The organism is Streptomyces sp. ADI95-17 (genome assembly GCF_003846175.1).
GTDB classification, from domain to species: domain Bacteria; phylum Actinomycetota; class Actinomycetes; order Streptomycetales; family Streptomycetaceae; genus Streptomyces; species Streptomyces sanglieri.
The window spans coordinates 981,755-1,001,693 of sequence record NZ_ML123045.1 but is presented as its reverse complement, the minus strand read 5'-3'; the positions used below and the strand labels follow the sequence as shown (position 1 = coordinate 1,001,693).

Genomic DNA, 19,939 nt, shown 5'->3' with positions numbered 1-19,939 from the left:
CGGTCGCCCGTATCACTGGCTGATACATGTCCCGGACGTCACTGCTGACCAATAGCGTTCACGTCGTCACCCAGAGGGAAGAACAGCTCCGAGCGGAAGGGGCAACCGTGACCGAACCGCACGACGGCGATTTTCCGGACGGGCTGAGCGCGGCCGAGCTGGGCATGTGGCAGGCCTTCCGGAACGGCAGCACCTACGATCTGCGCGCCCGCGATCCCGCGCGCGACGATCCGTTCGCACCGCCCGTCTGGGGACCGGAGCGCAGTGTGGACGGGCGTGTCGTCGCCCGGCTGCTGCTCTCGGGGCCGCCGCCGCGCCCCGGCCGGGTGGCGGCGCTGAAGCTCCGGGGTGTGCGGATCACCGGGACGCTCGACCTCGCGGGCGGGCGCGTCTCGCCGTACGTCGAGATGACCGGCTGCCGCTTCGAGAACGAGGTGGTGCTGCCGGAGTGCCACTTCACGACATTGCGGATCGTCGGCTGCGCGATGCCGCGGCTGGAGGCGGCCCGGCTGCGCACCGAGGGCGATCTGCATCTGCCGCGCTGCCGGATCCCGCGCGGCATCCGGCTCACCGACGCCCAGATCGGCACCGATCTGCTGATCAGCCAGATCGAGATCGGCCCGGACCGGGGCGGACGGGCGCTGGCCGGGGACGGGCTGGCCGTCGCCCAGGACCTTCAGGCGGAGCTGATCGAGGCGCGCGGCGAGTTGAGTCTGCGCGGGGCGAAGGTCGGTGGTTCGCTGAGTCTGCGCGGCAGCCGGCTGCGTGGCAGGGAGGGGCGGCGCGCCCTGAACGCCCCTCAGCTGAGCGTGGAGCGGACGCTGTACATGAGCGAGGCGTGGGTGAGCGTGGAGACCGGGATCCAGGGCACCACTCCCCCGTACGGCATCGTCATGGCATCGACCCCGGCGAGCGGCACCCGTTCGCAGTTCCTCGACTGCCGCGGCGGGGTGCGGCTGGACGACGGGCGGTTCGGCGACGCGGTCGATCTGCACAAGGCGAGGTTCGTGATGGCCCGGCACGAGGAGCTCTCGCTGCGCCGGATCGTCACCCCGGAGCTGCGGTTCAACGCGGAACGGCCGGAGGAGGGCCGGGTCGTGCTGAACGGCGCGAAGGTCGTCACGCTGATCGACGTGTCGTCGAGCTGGCCGGGGCCCGGCGGCCTGGCGATGGGCGGTTTCGTGTACGAGAACCTCGTCCCGTACGGACACTTCCCGCTCTCCCGGCGCCTGGAGTGGGTGGCGGCGGCCACCCCGGAGTACGTGCCGGAGCCGTACGAGCGCCTCGCGACGGTGCTGCGCAACTGCGGGGAGGACGCGGACGCCCGGGAGGTGCTGCTGGCCAAGCAGCGGCGGCGGCGCGAGACGCTTCCGCTGGCCGGGAAGCTGTGGGGCTTCATCCAGGACTGGACGGTGGCGTACGGCTACCGGCCGGGGCGGGCCGCGGTGTGGATGGCCCTGCTGTGGGCGGCGGGGGCGATGGCCTTCGCCCAGCACGTCCCGGCGGCGATCAAGCAGGACGAGCATCCGCAGTGGAACCCGGCGCTGTACGCGCTGGATCTGCTGATCCCGGTGATCAATCTGGGCCAGGACGGTTACTGGCGGATGGAGGACGGCTGGCAGTGGGCGGCGGCCGTGCTCGTCCTGCTGGGCTGGATATTGGCCACGACCGTGGCGGCGGGCGCCTCACGGCTGCTCCGCCGGGGCTGACCGGATCCGGCCACGGTGGATCGGGCAGCGGGCCGTCCGGCGGCTCGCGGCCCGTTCCGCCGAACGGCCGGTACGGCGCCCGTACACCGTGGTCGAACGACCGCCCGAGCCGCGTCCGAAGTGCCGTACACCCTCGGCCGGAACCGCAGGAACAAGCCAGATTCCATACTTTCCTTTACTTCTTCTTGACCCGGTCCGATACAACCCATTCACTCGGCACCAAAGCTTCACAGCGAGCCTCTGGCGCCGCTCCGACCAGGGCTTTTCAATGGTCTGCACCATGCCAATCCTTCGTGCTCTGCTCCGCGTCGCACGCGCGGTCCGGCGACCCTCGCAGGGGCCCGCCGGACTGCCCGCCGACGACGAGGTGCTGCTCGACGCCCCCGACGAACGGCTCTCCCCGGCACTCGTCGCCGCCGCACTCGGGGAGTACGGCCCGGCCGCCAAACTCATGGCCACCACCCGGGACGGCGCCGAGTGGGAGAACCGCGACCGGTATCTCGGCCGGCTCGTCACCTTCGCCCGCAGCCGCGACGGCTGGCTGACCGACTGGCTCGCCGCCGCCCCGCACGACCCGGACGCACTGCTCGTCAAGGCCCAGCTGGCGGTCCGCCGGGCCTGGGAGTCGCCGGCCCGGGCCGAGCAGCTGCGCGAGGTGGGGCCGCTGATCTCGGCGGCTGCCGAGAGCGATCCGCGCGACCCGGTGCCCTGGCGCCTCGCGCTCGACCACGCCCGCGGCACCCACGCCACGCACACCACGTTCGAGGCGCTGTGGGGGCAGGCGATCCAGCGCTCCTCGCACCACTACGGCTGCCACGTCGCGGCGCTGCGGTACCTCTCCGCGGCCTGGTACGGCTCGCACCGCGAGTGCTTCGACTTCGCGGAGCGGGCCGCCGAGGACTCGCTGCCCGGCTCGCTGGTGCAGGCGCTGCCGTTGCGGGCGGCCTTCGCCCTGCTGATCGAGGGCCCCGGCACCCGGACCACCTCGGTGCAGGAGGAGCGGATCGACGCGGCGGCGGATCTGGCCATCGAGCTGTCCGCCTCGTTCGAGCCGGGCGACCCGTGGTCCGCCGAGGTCCGCAATCTGCTGGCGTTCGTGCTGGTCGGCCGGGGGCGCTGGGACGAGGCCCTGGAACAATTCCGGCGGATCGGACCGCATGCGGCGTCGTTCCCGTGGTCGTCGGTCTCCGAGGATCCGCTCGGCCGGTTCCTGGAAGCGCGGGACGACACTCGGCTCCGGGTGGCCTGTGCGGCACCATTCGCGGGACGGGCCGACCGGGGCGGGCCCGGTGGCCATTACGCTTGACCGTTGTGACCACCGCTCGCCTGCCTCTGTTCCCGCTGAACGCGGTGCTGTTCCCCGGCCTCGTGCTGCCGCTGAACGTCTTCGAGGAGCGTTATCGCGCCATGATGCGTGAGCTCCTGAAGACCGACGAGGACGAACCCCGCCGGTTCGCCGTGGTCGCGATCCGCGACGGCCACGAGACCGCCCCGACGGGCGCCGGAATGCCCGACGCGGTGAACGTCCCCGCCGAGCGCGGCCCCGCGGACGGCTTCGGCCCCGACCCGGCGCAGACCTTCCACCGGGTCGGCTGCGTCGCCGACGCGGCGAAGATCCGGGAACGGCCGGACGGCAGCTTCGAGGTCCTGGCGACCGGCACCACCCGGGTCAGGCTGCTCTCCGTGGAGGCGAGCGGCCCATTCCTCACGGCCGAGCTCGAAGAGCTGGACGAGGAGACCGGCGAGGAGGCGGGGGCGCTGGCCGAGGGCGTACTGCGGGCCTTCCGCAGCTACCAGAAACGGCTGGCCGGGGCGAGCGAACGGTCCCTGACGACCGGCGCGGACCTGCCCGACGACCCCTCCGTCGTCTCGTACCTGGTCGCGGCGGCGGCCGTACTGGACGTCCCGACCCGGCAACGGCTGCTCCAGGCACCCGACACCGCGACCCGGCTGCGCGAGGAACTGACGCTGCTGCGCGCGGAGACGGCGGTCATCCGCCACCTCCCGTCGCTGCCCGCGGTGGACCTGACCCGCGCCCCGACCCACCCCAACTGATCCGACCGTTCCGACCGTTCCGACCGAGGACCGTTCCCCCGTGGCGAAGAAGCCCAAGAAGCAGCAACAGTCCGGCGGCACCCCGGCCACGGTCGCCCTGACCGCGGCCGGCACGGCGTTCACCGTCCACGCCTACGACCACGACCCGGCCTCCGCCTCCTACGGCGAGGAGGCGGCCGAGGCCCTCGGCGTCTCCCCCGACCGGGTCTTCAAGACCCTGGTGGCGGACGTCGACGGCACGCTGACCGTGGCGGTGGTCCCGGTGGCCGGCTCCCTGGACCTCAAGGCCCTGGCCGCCGCGGTGAACGGCAAACGGGCCACCATGGCCGACCCGACAGCCGCGGAACGCACCACCGGCTACGTGCGGGGCGGCATCTCTCCACTGGGCCAGCGGAAGCGGCTGCGCACGGTACTGGACGCGTCGGCACGCTCCCACGACACGATCTGCGTCTCAGCGGGCCGCCGGGGCCTGGAGGTCGAACTCTCCCCGACGGACCTGGCCGCACTGACGGACGCGGTATTCGCGGACATCGGCCGCGCCTGAGCCCGCCCGGACAGGGCTGCCCGTACTTCTGAACCCGTGCGGACAGGGCCGCCTGTATCTCTGAACCCACCCGGGACAGAGCTGCCCGCCCCACCCCTGAGACCGCCCGGACAGGACTGCCCGCAGCGCTGTGACCGCCGGGGCAACTTGCCCGCCCCACCCCTGAGACCGCCCGGACAGCTCTGCCTGTGCCCCTGAACCCGCCCGGGGCAAAGTCGCCCGCCCCATTCCTGAGCCCGTCCGGCGATTGAGGACCGGGGTCCGGGGCAGAGCCCCGGTTCGGGAAGGGGCGGGTAGGGGACAAGCCCCGCGCAGCGGCTACGCAGGCGGCACAGGCGGCGCACCCTGGCCCGCAGCCCCCCCGGCCCCGTTCACCCCAGGCACACCCGGCGCCTCAGGCGCCTCAGGCGCCTCAGGCGCACCCGGCGCACCCGGCGCACCCGGCGCACCCGGAAACGGATACGCCCCCCACTCCGGCTCCGGATCCCGCGGCCCGAACAGCGCCGTCAGCCCGAGATGCACCGCCATCGCCCCCAGCGGCCAGGCCAGCAGCGCCCCCTTCGCCCGCAGCTGGAGCGGCGCGTCGAAGACCACGCCCTTGCCGACGGCCCGCGCGTGCGCGACCACGTCCTGCGTCGGCCCGAGCCACACCCCGAACCGCCACGCCAGCAGCGAACCGAGCAGCCCGCCCAGCGCGAGCCCCAGCACCAGCGCGATGCCGCCACGCCGCTGGAACCAGAAGACCAGTGCCGCGGAGAGCGCCCCGAAGGCCAGGCCCAGCAGCACGAACGTACCGTCGGCGCCGATCGCCTCCTCGCCCTCGCTGTCGTTCAGGAAGACGGCGGTGCTGTCGGAGATCAGCGGAACCCTGGGCGCCAGCCACAGCCAGAGCAGCCCGAGTGCGATGCCCGAGACGGTCACCAGAGCGGTGACGATCGCGGCCCGACGCAGATCCGGCCCGCGGTCCTTCTCCTCCTGCGACTCCAGCAGGGTCCCCGGGTAGTACCCACCGGCTCCGCCCGGACCACCGGGCCGACCGGGCCCACCGGATCCCCCCGGGCCACCCCAGTTCGGCGGGGTCTGCCAGGGATCGTTGGGCGAGGGCTGGTGAGGCGGCGTCAGAGGTGCGGTCACCGTGCCATCGTGCCAGGCGCCCCCGCGCCGCGCCTCACCGGACCGCTGCCCTGCGGTACGCCCAGGTCGCCGCGGCCAGCGAGAGGACGCCGACCACCGCGCAGACGGCGAGGTCCAGCACGACGACCGCCCAGTCCGGATGGGCGTCGAAGGAACGCGCGAGCGCCTCGACACCGTAGGTGGAGGGCAGCAGATCGCGCGCCCAGCCGACCGGCGTCGGCAGCCGGTCGGCGGGAAGCACACCGAGCAGCAGCGCCGCCGACATGCCCAGCTGGCCGAGCAGCGTGGCCAGCTCCTGCCGGGGCGCGAGCAGCCCCAGCGCCGCGCCCAGCCCCGAGAGCGCCGCCCCGGAGAGCGGGATGACGGCGACGAGCACCCACAGATGCGTCAGCGGCAGCCCGAACATCACGCTGCCGGTCACGGCCGTGACGATCGTGCCGGGCACGGTGAAGGAGGCGTACGCCCCGGCCGCGCCGAGCACCACCGCGGCGGGCGGCACCGGCAGGGTCGCGTAGTGGTCGAGCCCGCCGCCGGCCCGCAGCTGCCCGAAGTACTGGGCGAGGAGATTGAGCGCCACGAAGGCCACGACGAGGACGCTGGAGCCGGCGACGACGGCCCGTGCCTCGGAGCCGCCGTCGACCACCCCGCGCATCAGCACCATGATCCCGACGGACTGGAAGGTCGCGACGAAGAGCAGCGGGATGCGGGCGACCCTGGCCCTGGACAGCTGCGCGCGGTAGACCGCCGCGAGCGAGGGGAACAGCCGGGCCCGCGGGGCGAGCGGCGCGGGCGCCGTCCCCTCGTGACCGGAGCCGTCGCCGAGGAGACCCGCGGGGCCGTCCTGCGCGTTCCGGACGGGTCCGGTCACCGCCTGCGCGGGAACGATGCTCGTCACCTGGCGCTGCTCCTGTTCGCTGCCTGCCCGGCCACGCACCCGCACCCGGTCGTCCCGCTGCCCCCGGCTGTCCAACTCACCCCGGCCACCCCTCCGGCCCCGGCCGTACAGCTCACCCCGGCCGCCCCTCCGGCCCCGACCACCCCATCGGCCCCCGTCATGACTTCACCAGCCCCTTGGTCGCGTCCCCGCCGAGCGCGAGATAGACGTCCTCCAGGCTGGGCGTGGCCAGCGTGAAGTCGTCGAGGGCGGCGAAGGCCGCGCCGCCGGTCACCGCGGCGACCGCGGCCCGCGCCTCGTCGGGTCCGAGCCGCAGCACCCAGCGCCGCCCGGACTCCTGGGCCGAGCCGCGCAGCGCGGCCACCTCGGGTACGTCGAGGGGCGCCCGGTCGCGCCATACCAGCTCCACCCGGACCTCGCCCGCCACACGTTCCTTGAGCCCGACCGGAGTGTCGCAGGCGATGACCTTGCCGCGTTCGATCACGGCGACCCGGTCGAGGACGGTTTCGGCCTCGATGACGTTGTGGGTGACGAGCAGCACCGTCGTGCCGCGCTCGGCCCGGCGCCGGTCCACGGCGGCCCAGACGGCGCGCCGGGCGACGGGGTCCATGCCGGTGGTCGGCTCGTCCAGCACCAGCACCGGCCGCTCCCCCACCAGCGCGGCGGCGAAGCAGGCCAGCCGCCGCTGGCCGCCGGAGAGCTTCTTCAGGGGTCGTCCGGCGATCTCGGTGAGGCCGAGTTCGCCAAGCACGGCGTCGCGTTCGGCGCGGGCGTCCGCCGCTGCGAGGCCGCGCAGCCGTCCGGTGGTCTCGGCGGCGAGCGACACGGTGAGCTCGTCGAGGGCGGTGGACTCCTGCCCGAGGTAGCCGATCAGCCGGGAGGCGCGCTCCGGGTGGCGCACCAGGTCGTGGCCCAGCACGGTGACGCTGCCGGAGTCGGGTCGCATCAGCCCGGTGAGCTGCCGTACCAGGGTGGATTTCCCGGCGCCGTTGGGGCCGAGGAGCCCGAAGATCTCGCCGCGCCGCACGTCCAGGCTGATCCCGTCGGTGGCGCGCACCTCGGGTGTGGCGGGGGTACCGCGGCGGCCGCGGGCTGCGCGATAGGTCTTGACCAGATCACGCACCGCGCACACGGTCCCGGTCGCCGGCTGCGCCTGTGCTGTGCCCGTACTCACGAGGTACGAGGGTACGGGGTCGGATGCCCCGTATTGCGCCCGGGGCCACGCCGGAGGGACCTCGGGCGTGCCCGGGTCGCCCGCCCGCGGCCCGGCTCGGCCGTCAGCCGGCGGACGGGGTCGTGCGCTCCGCCGCGGGGGTGTGCTCGGCGGCGGCCCGGACATCGATCTCCCGCCAGAATCCCGCCCGGATCGCGTAACGGTCGTGCTCGTCGATCTGGTCGTCCTTGTGGGCGAGCAGGCCGAACCGGGCCGCGTAACGCAGCAGCTCGCCGTCGATGCGGTGCGGGATGCGCGGGTACATCGTCGAGAGCTTCTGCAGATGGACGGTCTCCGGGAGTCGCTCCATCCAGCGACGGGCGAAGACCTGGCCGACCTCGAAAGGATCACCGCCGACGGTGGTGATGTCCTCCTCGCGGTCCGCCCAGCGCTGTTCGGCGCTGGTGAGCTGGGCCAGCGTCGGCAGCGAGGCGGTCTCGGCGGGCTCGCCCAGCGGTCCGCCGCGCTCCGCCCAGCTCTTGTCGGAGGACCAGCGCAGGGTCGCGTTGGCAGCCGAGGGCTGCGGAAGGTGCCGGTCGGGCTGGGCACCGGGCCCGCGCAGGCTGCCCGCCAGGTCCTTGGGGGTGGGGACGCCCCGGCCGCCGTGCCCGGGACGGTCGGTGTCGGTGCTCTCCTCGGGCGGTGCCGAGGCGCCGTTGGCGGCGGCCGCCGCCTGGGCCTCCGAGGCGCGCTCGGCGGAGGCGGCGAGAGCGGCCTCGGGCAGCGGCGCGGAGAGGATCGCGGCGATCTCCGGACGGGGCGCGGGGGGCGGGGCGCAGACGCCGCCGGTCTCCTTGGCCCGTACCGCCTGGGTGATCCAGGCCCGGTCGAGCACCCTTCGTTCGTCGGCCTCGGCCACCAGGTCCTCGGACTGGTTGTAGTCGCCGTCGGCGGCCTGGACGGCCCACAGATGCACGGCGACGCCGTGTTCCTTGGCGGACATCAGGCCGGGCAGCAGATCGCCGTCGCCGGTCACCAGCACCACGTCGGAGCAGGCCCGGTTCCTGGCCAGTTCGGTGAGCTCGGCGTGCATCGCGGCGTCGACGCCCTTCTGCGCCCAGCGTCCGTCACTGCGGGTGAGGGCGCCGAGCCGGACGGTGACCCGGGGCATCACACGCAGTCTGCGGTGCTCGGGCTGCGGCACCCGGTCGGGGGCACCGTCGAACCAGTAGATCCGCAGCAGCGGCTGCTGCGTGTCGGCCTCGGCCCGCTCGCGCAGGCCCCGGATGAGGGCCGCGTGGTCGACCGTGATGCGGGAACGGGCGGGCTCTCCGGCCAGCAGGCTCGCGGCTGCGCCCAGCAAGTAGCCGGCGTCCACCAGAACAATGCAACGGTCCACGCGATCCACCCTCTTCCAGAAGTTCGGGTGCGGTCCTTGCCAAGGGTTTCCTTCGAGTCTGCCCGACCGCGCAGGGCTTGACGGCCGGAACTCGATCATCGGCGTGGCGGATCCGGAAAACGGCGCGTCATGCACCCTCACTACGCACGGTAATGATCCAACATGCACGGTTTATCCCGCTATGTGAATCTGAACGCGGTCCTGGCCCCGAGAGTTTCCTTAGGAGGAACACCATGGCCAAGAACAAGAACCGCAAGCAGGGCAGCCAGCAGAACCGCGCGTCCGGTCCGGAGCGCGGTGCGGAAGAGGCGAAGACGACCGCGTACGAGTCTCAGATACAGCCTCAGTCGCAGGCCCAGGGCAGCCCTGCCGATGTTGCCCGTAAGCACCAGCGGCGCTTCGGCCACAACTGACCGGAGACTTCTCCGGTCCGGCCGCCGGCCGGATGAACCGAGAGGGGCGCTCCCGCTTTCGCGGGGCGCCCCTCCCGTACGTCCGTCGGACGGCTCAGCCGGCCAGGCAGGACGGGCCGAGCAGCACCTTCAGGTCACCGAAGAGCGCCGGGTCCGGCTTCACCCGGTGCCGGTCGAGCCGGAGCACCGTGGTCTTGCGGGGGCCCTGGAGCTTGATCCGTACCTCGGTGTCGCCCCGGTGGCTGCTGAGGACCTCGCCGAGGCGGCTGACCATGGGCGGGGTGATCTTGACGGTGGGGATGGTCAGCACCACGGGGGCGTTGGTGCCGGCGTTGGAGATGTCGGGTACCTGCATCTCCATGGCGACCAGCCGGGGCACGTCCTCCCGCTTGTCGAGGCGTCCCTTGACGAAGACGACGGTGTCCTCGACGAGCTGGGTGGAGACCAGCTGGTAGGTGGCCGGGAAGAACATGCACTCGATGGAACCGGCCAGGTCCTCGACGGTGGCGATGGCCCAGGCGTTGCCCTGCTTGGTCATCTTGCGCTGGAGGCCGGAGATGATGCCGCCGACGGTGACGATCGCGCCGTCGGCGTGCTCGCCGCCGGTCAGCTGGGAGATCGAGGAGTCCGCCTTGTCGGACAGCACGTGCTCCAGGCCGAAGAGCGGGTGGTCGGAGACGTACAGCCCGAGCATCTCGCGCTCCTGGGCCAGCAGGTACGACTTCTCCCACTCGATGTCGGAGAACTCCACGTCGAGCCCGAAGCCCGGCTCGTCGCTCTCCTCCTCGCCCATGCCGCCGAAGAGGTCGAACTGGCCCTCGGCCTCCTTGCGCTTGACCTGCACCACGTTGTCGATCATGGGTTCGTGGTGGGCGACCAGGCCCTTGCGGGTGTGGCCCATCTCGTCGAAGGCGCCGGCCTTGATCAGAGATTCGACGGTGCGCTTGTTGCAGACGACCGCCTCGACCTTGTCCAGGAAGTCGGGGAAGGTGCTGTACTTCCCCTTCGCCTTGCGGCACCGGATGATCGAGTCGACGACGTTCTGGCCGACGTTGCGCACGGCGGTGAGGCCGAAGAGGATCACGTCGTCGCCCTGGGCGGCGAAGTTCGACAGGGACTCGTTCACATTGGGCGGCAGCACCTTGATGCCCATGCGGCGGCACTCGTTGAGGTAGACCGCCGACTTGTCCTTGTCGTCCTTGACCGAGGTCAGCAGCGCCGCCATGTACTCGGCGGGGTAGTTCGCCTTGAGGTACGCGGTCCAGTAGGTGACCAGGCCGTACGCGGAGGAGTGCGCCTTGTTGAAGGCGTAGCCGGCGAACGGGACCAGCACGTCCCACAGCGCCTTGATCGCGGCGTCGGAGAAGCCCTTCTCCTTGGCACCCGCCTCGAAGAGGACGAAGTTCTTCGCCAGTTCCTCGGGCTTCTTCTTGCCCATCACTCGGCGCAGGATGTCGGCCTCGCCGAGCGAGTAGCCGGCGACGATCTGGGCGGCCTTCTGCACCTGCTCCTGGTACACGATCAGGCCGTAGGTGAGGCCGAGGACCTCCTTGAGCGGCTCCTCCAGCTCCGGGTGGATCGGGGTGATCTCCTGGCGGCCGTTCTTGCGCTCGGCGTAGTTCGTGTGCGAGTTCATGCCCATCGGGCCCGGCCGGTACAGGGCCGAGACGGCGGAAATGTCCTCGAAGTTGTCGGGCTGCATCTGGCGCAGCAGGGAACGCATCGGGCCGCCGTCGAACTGGAACACGCCGAGCGTGTCACCGCGGCAGAGCATCTCGTACGTCTTGGGGTCGTCCAGCGGGAGGCCGAGCAGGTCCAGCTTGACGCCCTTGTTGGACTCCACCATCTTCACGGCGTCGTCCATGATGGTGAGGTTTCGAAGGCCCAGGAAGTCCATCTTCAGCAGGCCGAGCGACTCGCACTGCGGGTAGTCCCACTGCGTGATGGTGACGCCGTCGGTGTGCCGGACCCAGATCGGGGCGTGGTCGACGATCGGCTCGCTGGACATGATGACGCCGGCGGCGTGCACGCCCATCTGCCGGACCAGGCCCTCGACGCCCTTCGCGGTGTCGATGACCTTCTTGACGTCCGGCTCGTTCTCGTACATCCCCCGGATCTCGCCGGCCTCGCTGTAGCGCGGGTGCTTGGGGTCGGTGATGCCGTTGAGGTCGATGCCCTTGCCGAGGACGTCGGCGGGCATGGCCTTGGTGAGGCGGTCGCCCATCGCGTACGGGTAGCCGAGGACCCGGGCGGAGTCCTTGATGGCGTTCTTCGCCTTGATCTTTCCGTACGTGCCGATCATGGCGACCTTGTCGGCGCCGTACTTCTCCGTCACGTACCTGATCACTTCGACGCGCCGACGCTCGTCGAAGTCGATGTCGACGTCGGGCATGGAGACGCGCTCGGGGTTGAGGAACCGCTCGAAGATCAGTCCGTGCTCGATCGGGTCGAGGTCGGTGATGCCCATCGCGTACGCCACGATCGAACCGGCGGCGGAGCCTCGGCCGGGGCCGACCGCGATGCCGTTGTTCTTCGCCCACATGATGAAGTCGGCGACGACCAGGAAGTATCCCGGGAACCCCATCTGGATGATGATGTCCATCTCGTACTCGACCTGCTTCTGCCGGTCCTCGGGGACACCTCCCGGGAAGCGCCGGTTCATGCCGACGCGGACCTCTTCCTGGAACCAGGTGATCTCCGTGAAGCCGTCCGGGATGTCGAACTTCGGCATCAGGTCGCGCTTCTCGAACATGCCGGTGGTGTCGATCTGCTGCGCGACCAGCAGGGTGTTGGCGCAGCCCTCCTGCCAGGCGTCGGAGGAGTCGACGGCGTACATCTCGTCGGTCGTCTTGAGGTAGTAGCCGGTGCCGTCGAAGCGGAAGCGGTCCGGGTCGGAGAGGTTCTTGCCGGTCTGGATGCAGAGCAGGGCGTCGTGCGCGGTGGCCTCGTGCGCGTAGGTGTAGTGCGAGTCGTTGGTCACCAGCGGCGGGATGTTCAGCTTCTTGCCGATTTCGAGGAGCCCGTCACGGACCCGGCGCTCGATCTCGATGCCGTGGTCCATCAGCTCCAGGAAGTACTTGCCCTCGCCGAAGATGTCCTTGTAGTCGGAGGCGGCCTGGACGGCCTCGTCGAACTGGCCGAGCCGCAGCCGGGTCTGCACCTCGCCCGAGGGGCAGCCGGTGGACGCGATCAGGCCCTCGGACCACTGGGCGATGGTCTCCTTGTCCATGCGCGGCCACTTCTGCAGCCAGCCCTCGGCGTACGCGTCCGAGGACAGCTTGAAGAGGTTGTGCAGGCCCTTCGCGTTGGACGCCCAGATCGTCTTGTGGGTGTAACCACCCGAACCCGAGACGTCGTCGCGCTTCTGGTGCGGCTGGCCCCACTGGATCTTCCGCTTGTGCTTGCGCGACTCGGGGGCGACGTAGGCCTCGATGCCGATGATCGGCGTGACGTTCGCCTTCTGCGCCGAGTGGAAGAAGTCGTAGGCCCCGTGCAGGTTGCCGTGGTCGGTCATCGCGATGTGCGACATGCCCATTTCGTTGCAGGCAGCGAACATGTCCTTGAGCCGCGCGGCACCGTCCAGCAGCGAGTACTGGGTGTGGACGTGAAGGTGCGTGAAGGGCGGCTTGGTCACGGCGCTGTGCCTCCGATGTGCCTGCGCGGCGCGGAGCGCCTCCGTGAGGGGCGGCGGTCGGGCGACGGGCGGGCGGGCGATGACGGGCTGGGGGGACAGCGTGGAAGTCTACGTCTTCGAGGTGACGAACGACGGGCACTCCCGGGTACGGTCACGCGTTGGAAGGGCGGGAGCACTCGTCCCTTTTGTCATGTACTTCGTCACGCACGTCAGGTACCAGGAGGCACCCAGAGATGTCGGAAGCGCAGACCGGCGCGGCGCAGCGCGGGGAGCAGATTCTTGAGGTCTTCGACACCGCGTTCGGGGAGCTGCTGGCCGCCGATCCGGCCGCCTTCCGGGTCAAGTTCCGCAAGATGGCGGGCTCGGCCTTCGCCTTCTACCGGGGCACGGCGTGCCTGTTCTACAGCGACCTGGAGCGGGAGCGGCACGGCGGCCCGTATCTGGACGAGCGGACCGGCCGGGTGTGGATCCACGGCGATCTGCACGCAGAGAATTTCGGCACGTACATGGACGCCAACGGCCGGCTGATCTTCAATGTGAACGACTTCGACGAGGCGTACGTCGGCCCGTTCACCTGGGACCTCAAGCGGTTCGCCGCCTCCGTCGCCCTGATCGGCTACGCGAAGGCGCTGGGCGACGACCAGATCACCGAGCTGGTCCGGGTCTACGCCACCGCCTACCGGGAGCGGATCCACGCGCTGGCGACGGGCGCGAAGAACGACGAGCTGCCTCCGTTCACGCTGGACACCGCCGAGGGTCCGCTGCTGGACGCGCTGCGCGACGCCCGCTCGCTGACCCGGTTCTCGCTGCTGGACTCGATGACGGAGATCCGGGACTTCGAGCGCCGGTTCGCCCCGGGCGGCGGCTCCATCGATCTGGACGCGGCGACGCGCTACAAGGTGCTGGCGGCCTTCGACGGCTATCTGGAGACGCTGCCGGAGTCGAGCCTGACCCGCCCGGACTCGTACCGGGTGAAGGATGTCGTCGGCCGCCGTGGCATCGGGATCGGTTCGGCAGGGCTGCCCTCGTACAACATCCTCCTGGAGGGCAACAGCGACGCCCTGGAGAACGATGTGGTGATCTACCTCAAGCAGGCGCAGACCCCCGCGGTCTCCCGGCACATCACCGACTCGGCGGTGCGCGAGTACTTCCAGCACGAGGGCCACCGCACCGTGATCTCGCAGCGCGCCCTGCAGGCGCACGCCGACCCGTGGCTGGGCTGGACCGAACTGGACGGGGCGGGGCAGCTGGTCGCCGAGGTGTCCCCGTACGCGGTCGATCTGGACTGGTCCGACATCGACGAGCCGGAGGAGATCGCGGCGGTCGTCGCCGATCTCGGCCGGGCTACGGCGACGATGCACTCCGCGGCGGACGACGAGAGCGGCCACTCACTGGTGCCGTTCTCCACCGAGCGGGCGATCGACGCGGCGATCGCGGCCGACGAGGAGGGCTTCGCCGAGCTGCTGGTGGACTTCGCCCACGGCTACGGCGCCCGGGCGCGGGCCGACCACCAGATCTTCGTGGACCTCTTCCGCAACGGCCGCATTCCTGGCCTCTGACCCGCCCCTGGGTGGCCGACGGGAGCCGCTGGAGCTCCGCCCGAGTCCGTGCGGCAACCGTCGGCAGTTGGCCGGATTTCGCCCCCCGCCGGCTCCACAAAAACCCCCTTGGCACCACAGTTTCCCCCTTGCAACGTCACCGGCGTTGATCTTGACCAATCATCAAGGAGGAACCCCGTGAGTCGTCGAGTCACGCTGACCGCTGCCGCCTGCATAGCCGCTGGAGCCTCGCTCCTCGCCGCCCCCGCTCACGCGGCCGAGCGCGACACCTCCGCCTCCGTCGCCGCCGCACAGCCGTCGCAGAACGTCTCGGTCACGGCCAGCGACAGGGTCAAGTGCACCAGCCTGAGCAACGGGCAGCTCTGCATCTCCCTGAACACGAGCCCTTCGCGTATCGAGGTCTTCTACACCAAGAGCGGCGGCTCGACGATCAAGGCGAACCTCGGGTTCCGTGTGGCCACCACGTCCTGGAGCCCGCTGAAGACCATCAGCACCGGCGAGCGGGCCAACGCCACCTGGAACATGAGCTACCCCTGTGGCAAGAAGTACGTGGGGCTGATCAAGGTCCAGGGGCAGGGGACCTTCGAGACCCCCGCGGCCACCCCGCCCTGCGGCTAGGCACCATCCGCGCGCGGTAGTGGGGGCGAGCTGATCCGCAGCCTCCGGCAGGCCGTCGTGCCCGCCCCCGAGGTGGGCCCCACTACCGCGCCCGGCCGTCCGCCCGCCGCCTGTACCGGCCGATCCGCACCCTTTCGGGGGTGGCCCACAGGTGCGCATGCGACACTCCTCAACGATGGACATATCCGGGACGCAGCTCAGAGTCGTTCGCGCGGCGCTTTTCACGGCGCTCGTCGTGACACTCTCCGCTGCGTCCCATGTGCTGCTCTCCCGGGTCCCGCTGCCGCTGACCGCCGTCGCCCTGCTGGCCGGCGTGGTCTTCGCGGTGGCGTACGCGCTGGCCGGCCGGGAGCGCGGCTTCGGGGCGATCGCCGGGCTGCTGGTCCCGCTGGAACTGGCCGCCGACACCATCTTCACCACCGGTCAGCACGTCTGTTACGGCGCGGCCGGCGGCCCGATCGCGGGGCCGCTGCGTTCGGTCGGCGTCGATGTGCTGTGCGGCGGCATGGTCGGCACCGGCACGGCGGGGGCCGGCGCCGGGGTGGACCCGTTCGCCTCGGTGACCGATGCCGGGCACACCACGGCCGCGCTGCTGGCCTCGCCCGGCCCCGCGGTGCCGTGGCTGCTGCTCGCCGCCCATGTGTCGGTCGGCCTGCTCGCCGCGGCCTGGCTCCGGCGGGGCGAGGCCGCGCTGGCCGGCCTGCTGGAGGCGGCCGCCGTCCTGGCGTTCCGGCCGCTGCTGATCGCGGTCGCCGTGGTCGGTACGGCCCGCCGCCCGGCCCGCCGCCGTACCCGGCCCGCCGGGCACGGCCCGCACCTGCTCGTACACGCCCGTCTGCTCGTGCACTCCGTGGGACGCAGGGGACCACCGCGCTCGGCCTTCACCATCGCCTGAGCACGCACCTCCCCTGTCACACCCCTCACTCCATGGAGATACGGACATGAGCAAGCGCAACACCCAGGCCAACAAGGCAGCGGCCCGCGAGCGACTGCGCGCCGAGCGCGAGCGCCAGGCCAAGAAGGACAAGGTCCGCCGGCAGGTCATCGTCGGCGTCTCGATCGTCGGTGTGCTGGCCGTCGTGGGTGGCGTCACCTGGGGCGTCATGCAGCTGAACAAGCCGTCCGGCTGGGAGGCGGCCAAGGACGCGAAGAACGTGGCCGCGCCCAAGAACACCTCGGGCAAGAACGGCACCACCGTCGTCATAGGCAAGTCGACCGCGAAGAAGACCCTGGAGCTGTACGAGGACTCGCGCTGCCCGGTCTGCGGAACGTTCGAGCAGTCCATCGGCGAGACGGTGCACAAGGACGTCGACGCCGGGAAGTACAAGATCAAGTACATCGGTGCCACGTTCATCGACGGCATGGCCGGCGGCGAGGGCTCCAAGAACGCGCTGAGCGCGCTGGGCGCCGCGCTCGATGTCAGCCCGGAGGCATTCCTCGACTACAAGGCCGCGCTCTACTCCGCGAAGTACCACCCGGAGGAGACCGATGACAAGTTCAAGGACGACTCCTACCTGATCAAGGTCGCCGACTCGGTGGACGCGCTGAAGGGCAACGCCGCCTTCCAGAAGAACGTCAAGGACGGCACGTTCGACAGCTGGGCGATGAAGATGTCCGAGACGTTCGAAAAGAGCGGCGTGCGGGGCACCCCGACGCTCAAGATGGACGGCAAGAAGCTCACCGACGGTCAGAGCGAGAACGCTCCGATGACGGTGGAAGCGTTCAACACCGCGATCACGGCCGCGCTGAAGGGCTGACCGGCCGGCGACATCCAGGCAGCGGCTCCCCGACGGGCAGGCGAACTTCCTTCGTTCGCCTGCCCGTTCGGCTTACCGGTCAGTAGGGTGCTGCTCCGTGACCAGTCGACACCCTTCCCCGCCGTTCTCCGCCCCCAGCCGCCGCACGGTCGTCAGGGCCGCTGCCGCCACCGCCGTCGCGGCCCCGGTGCTGGGCTCCACCGCCGCCCGTGCCGCGGACGGCCCCGCCTTCCTGCACGGCGTCGCCTCCGGCGATCCGCTTCCCGACGGCATCCTGCTCTGGACCCGGGTCACCCCGTCCCCCGACGCGATACCCGGTTCGGGCCGCGGCGCGGACACGGCGGTGCGCTGGGAGGTCTCCGAGGACAAGGACTTCGCCCAGGTCGTGGCCCGGGGCACGACCGTCGCGAGGGCCGCGTCCGACCACACGGTCAAGGCCGATGTGCGGGGCCTGGCCCCCGCCACCGCGTACTGGTTCCGCTTCTCGGCGGGCGAGGGCACGCAGACCGTCTCCCCGGCCGGCCGCACCCGGACGGCCCCGGCGGCCGGTGCCGCCACGCCCGGCGTGCGCTTCGGCGTGGTGTCCTGCGCCAACTGGGAAGCCGGGTACTTCTCCCCGTACCGCCACCTCGCCGCCCGCGCCGACCTGGACGCGGTGCTCCACCTCGGGGACTACATCTACGAGTACGCGTCGGGCAGTTACCCGGACGCGAAGTACGTCGTACGGCAGCACGAGCCCAGGCACGAGATCCTCACGCTCGCCGACTACCGCACCCGGCACGCCACCTACAAGACGGACCCCGATCTCCAGACGCTGCACGCCACGCATCCGGTGATCGCGATCTGGGACGACCACGAGTTCGCCAACGACGCCTGGTCGGGCGGGGCCGAGAACCACACGCCGGGCACCGAGGGCGCCTGGGCGGACCGGGTCGCGGGCGCCAAGCAGGCGTACTTCGAGTGGATGCCGGTCCGCGCCTCCACCGAGGGCACCGTCTACCGACGGCTGCGCTTCGGCAACCTGGCCGATCTCCACCTCCTCGACCTGCGCAGCTTCCGCTCCCAGCAGGCGGGGACCGGCAGCGGTGCGGTCGACGACCCGGAGCGCAGCATCACCGGGCGGGCACAGCTGGACTGGCTGAAGTCGGGGCTGGCCGGCTCGGACGCCGCCTGGAAGCTGGTGGGCACGTCGGTGATGATCTCGCCGGTCGCGTTCGGCTCCGTGCCGGCCCATCTGCTGGAGCCGCTGGCCGAGTTGCTGGGGCTGCCCAAGGAGGGCCTGGCCGTCAACGTCGACCAGTGGGACGGCTACACGGACGACCGCAAGGAGCTGATCACCCACCTGCGGGACCGGTCGATCACCAACACGGTCTTCCTGACCGGTGACATCCACATGGCCTGGGCCAACGACGTGCCGGTGAAGGCGGCGACGTATCCGCTCTCCGCCTCGGCCGCCACGGAGTTCGTGGTGACGTCGGTGACCTCGGACAACATCGACGACATCCTGCACGTGGCACCGCAGACGGTCTCGGTGGTCGCGGCCGCCGCGGTGAAGGCCGCCAACCGCCATGTGAAGTGGGTGGACATGGACTCGCACGGCTACGGCGTCCTGGACGTGACCGCCGAGCGCTCACAGATGGACTACTACGCCGTCTCCGACCGGACGAAGCGGGACGCGACCTCCGCCTGGACGCGTTCGTACCGGACGCTGAGCGGGACACAGAAGGTCGAGCGGGTGGACCGGCCGGTGCGCTGAGGCACTACTTTCAGCCACTCACTCATTTGTTGACGGCACATTACGTCGCTACGGCGGGTGGTGCGTCCCATGGACCGAATGGGGACACACCACCCGCCGGGGTAACGCCTACGGTTACGTCGCTGTCTCAAACTCTGGAACACGAAGAAGATTCCGCCCGGTTTCCACCCTTTGGTAAATAGCCGATTGGGCCTGATCATTCCTCCTCGGGGCCTGACATGCGCACGTAATCTCCCGGCGGCGGGTGAGGAAATGCCTCCCCCAGACATCCGCGAGGAGTCCACGTGCGCGCTCTTGTCCTTATATCGCCGCGTATGCGAAACCGTGCGATCGGCACCGCCGTCCTGGCCGGAACCTTGGCCCTGGCACCGCTCTCCGCTCCCTCCGGCTCCGCCGCCTCGGCCGCCCCCAAGAGCTCCGCGTCCGCCGCCCAGAAGTGCGGGGACGAGGCCGGCGCCGGCGCCACGGCGCGCGAGGCCCGCCCCGCCGGCGCCGCCCACACCGACGACCCCAATGAGCTGACCGCGAGCCAGGCCAAGGCCATGGACGCGCAGTTGAAGCAGAGACTCGCGGACCGCCGGGTCAGCGGCCCCTCGCTCGCCGCGGGCGCGACCATCCCGGTCTACTTCCACGTCGTGCACTCCGGGACGACCGGCAAGCTCAGCGCGTCGGCGATCAGCAGCCAGATGAGCGTCCTGAACGCCGCCTACAGCGGACAGGGCTCGGGCAACACGAACTCCGGCTTCCAGTTCACGCTGGCCGGCACGGACTACACGGACAACAGCTCCTGGTACAACGGCGTCTCCCCGGGCTCCGCCGCCGAGACGGCCATGAAGTCCTCGCTGCGCAAGGGCGGCGCGAACGCCCTCAACATCTACACCGCCGACCTCGGCGGCGGTCTGCTGGGCTGGGCCACCTTCCCCAGCTCGTACAAGTCCAACCCCTCGGACGACGGCGTGGTCATGCTCGACGCCTCGCTGCCCGGCGGCTCCGCCACCAACTACAACGAGGGCGACACCGCCACCCACGAGGTCGGCCACTGGATGGGGCTCTACCACACCTTCCAGGGCGGCTGTAACGGCAACGGCGACTACGTCGCCGACACCCCGGCCGAGAAGAGCGCCGCGTACGAGTGCCCGACCGGGCGGGACACCTGCACCAACAAGACCGGGGTCGACCCGATCCACAACTTCATGGACTACACCTACGACTCGTGCATGACCCAGTTCACCGCGGGCCAGGTGCAGCGGATGAGCGACAGCTGGACCGCCTACCGGGGCTGATCCGTCCGAGGGGCCCCGCGCGGTGCGGGG

The 19,939-nt window shown here is 71.0% G+C and carries 16 protein-coding genes; 11 read left to right on the top strand and 5 right to left on the bottom strand.

What is annotated here, in order from left to right:
* Positions 1-107: 107 nt before the first annotated feature.
* From EES42_RS12540 to ybaK, 4 genes are all read left to right on the top strand, one after another.
* Positions 108-1,709 (top strand): oxidoreductase, encoded by a 1,602-nt coding sequence (locus tag EES42_RS12540; RefSeq protein ID WP_124718203.1) that lies wholly within the window; start codon positions 108-110, stop codon positions 1,707-1,709.
* Positions 1,710-1,977: 268 nt separating this feature from the next.
* Complete coding sequence (locus EES42_RS12535; protein WP_124718202.1) at positions 1,978-3,015, top strand: hypothetical protein; 1,038 nt, start codon at positions 1,978-1,980, stop codon at positions 3,013-3,015.
* 5 nt (positions 3,016-3,020) lie between these two features.
* Entirely contained in the window at positions 3,021-3,764 is a 744-nt protein-coding gene (locus EES42_RS12530) for an LON peptidase substrate-binding domain-containing protein (RefSeq protein WP_124718201.1), read from the top strand.
* A 40-nt stretch (positions 3,765-3,804) separates the two neighbouring features.
* On the top strand, positions 3,805-4,308 hold the full coding sequence (gene ybaK / locus EES42_RS12525; protein WP_124718200.1) for a Cys-tRNA(Pro) deacylase: 504 nt from the start codon (positions 3,805-3,807) through the stop codon (positions 4,306-4,308).
* Between the two features lie 318 nt (positions 4,309-4,626).
* On the opposite strand, the gene EES42_RS12520 is transcribed toward ybaK, so the two are convergent.
* The 4 genes from EES42_RS12520 to EES42_RS12505 all read right to left on the bottom strand — a co-directional run bounded on the left by EES42_RS12520 (position 4,627) and on the right by EES42_RS12505 (position 8,898).
* Positions 4,627-5,442 (bottom strand): ABC transporter permease, encoded by an 816-nt coding sequence (locus tag EES42_RS12520; RefSeq protein ID WP_124718199.1) that lies wholly within the window; start codon positions 5,440-5,442, stop codon positions 4,627-4,629.
* Between the two features lie 34 nt (positions 5,443-5,476).
* On the bottom strand, positions 5,477-6,205 hold the full coding sequence (locus EES42_RS12515) for an ABC transporter permease (protein WP_206433467.1): 729 nt from the start codon (positions 6,203-6,205) through the stop codon (positions 5,477-5,479).
* Between the two features lie 289 nt (positions 6,206-6,494).
* Positions 6,495-7,469 (bottom strand): ABC transporter ATP-binding protein, encoded by a 975-nt coding sequence (locus tag EES42_RS12510; RefSeq protein WP_124718528.1) that lies wholly within the window; start codon positions 7,467-7,469, stop codon positions 6,495-6,497.
* A 145-nt stretch (positions 7,470-7,614) separates the two neighbouring features.
* Entirely contained in the window at positions 7,615-8,898 is a 1,284-nt protein-coding gene (locus EES42_RS12505; protein WP_124718197.1) for an NYN domain-containing protein, read from the bottom strand.
* A 224-nt stretch (positions 8,899-9,122) separates the two neighbouring features.
* On the opposite strand from EES42_RS12505, the gene EES42_RS12500 reads away from it, so the two are divergent.
* The gene (locus EES42_RS12500) at positions 9,123-9,302 is read left to right on the top strand and encodes a hypothetical protein (protein WP_072483193.1); all 180 of its coding nucleotides are present in this window, start codon (positions 9,123-9,125) and stop codon (positions 9,300-9,302) included.
* Positions 9,303-9,396: 94 nt separating this feature from the next.
* On the opposite strand, the gene dnaE is transcribed toward EES42_RS12500, so the two are convergent.
* Complete coding sequence (dnaE, locus tag EES42_RS12495; RefSeq protein ID WP_124718196.1) at positions 9,397-12,936, bottom strand: DNA polymerase III subunit alpha; 3,540 nt, start codon at positions 12,934-12,936, stop codon at positions 9,397-9,399.
* A 233-nt stretch (positions 12,937-13,169) separates the two neighbouring features.
* Here dnaE and EES42_RS12490 point away from each other — a divergent pair, with 233 nt between their 5' ends.
* From EES42_RS12490 to EES42_RS12465, 6 genes are all read left to right on the top strand, one after another.
* Positions 13,170-14,495 carry a DUF2252 domain-containing protein gene (locus EES42_RS12490; RefSeq protein ID WP_124718195.1) on the top strand — a complete coding sequence of 442 codons (1,326 nt, stop codon included), beginning with the start codon at positions 13,170-13,172 and terminating at the stop codon, positions 14,493-14,495.
* 177 nt (positions 14,496-14,672) lie between these two features.
* Positions 14,673-15,113, top strand: a complete 441-nt coding sequence (locus tag EES42_RS12485; RefSeq protein ID WP_124718194.1) for a hypothetical protein — start codon at positions 14,673-14,675, stop codon at positions 15,111-15,113.
* Between the two features lie 175 nt (positions 15,114-15,288).
* The gene (locus EES42_RS12480; RefSeq protein WP_124718193.1) at positions 15,289-16,008 is read left to right on the top strand and encodes a hypothetical protein; all 720 of its coding nucleotides are present in this window, start codon (positions 15,289-15,291) and stop codon (positions 16,006-16,008) included.
* A 46-nt stretch (positions 16,009-16,054) separates the two neighbouring features.
* Entirely contained in the window at positions 16,055-16,870 is an 816-nt protein-coding gene (locus tag EES42_RS12475) for a DsbA family protein (protein ID WP_124718192.1), read from the top strand.
* Positions 16,871-16,967: 97 nt separating this feature from the next.
* Positions 16,968-18,626 carry an alkaline phosphatase D family protein gene (locus EES42_RS12470; RefSeq protein WP_124718191.1) on the top strand — a complete coding sequence of 553 codons (1,659 nt, stop codon included), beginning with the start codon at positions 16,968-16,970 and terminating at the stop codon, positions 18,624-18,626.
* A gap of 314 nt (positions 18,627-18,940) precedes the next feature.
* Positions 18,941-19,909, top strand: coding sequence for a zinc metalloprotease (locus EES42_RS12465; RefSeq protein WP_124718190.1), 969 nt, complete (start codon positions 18,941-18,943; stop codon positions 19,907-19,909).
* The last annotated feature ends 30 nt before the right edge of the window (positions 19,910-19,939 follow it).

Coding starts and splice junctions, on each gene's coding strand:
- EES42_RS12465 (WP_124718190.1), top strand. CDS start 18,941: ATGCGAAACCGTGCGATCGGCACCGCCGTCCTGGCCGGAACCTTGGCC.
- EES42_RS12475 (WP_124718192.1), top strand. CDS start 16,055: ATGAGCAAGCGCAACACCCAGGCCAACAAGGCAGCGGCCCGCGAGCGA.
- EES42_RS12480 (WP_124718193.1), top strand. CDS start 15,289: ATGGACATATCCGGGACGCAGCTCAGAGTCGTTCGCGCGGCGCTTTTC.
- EES42_RS12500 (WP_072483193.1), top strand. CDS start 9,123: ATGGCCAAGAACAAGAACCGCAAGCAGGGCAGCCAGCAGAACCGCGCG.
- EES42_RS12490 (WP_124718195.1), top strand. CDS start 13,170: ATGTCGGAAGCGCAGACCGGCGCGGCGCAGCGCGGGGAGCAGATTCTT.
- EES42_RS12535 (WP_124718202.1), top strand. CDS start 1,978: ATGGTCTGCACCATGCCAATCCTTCGTGCTCTGCTCCGCGTCGCACGC.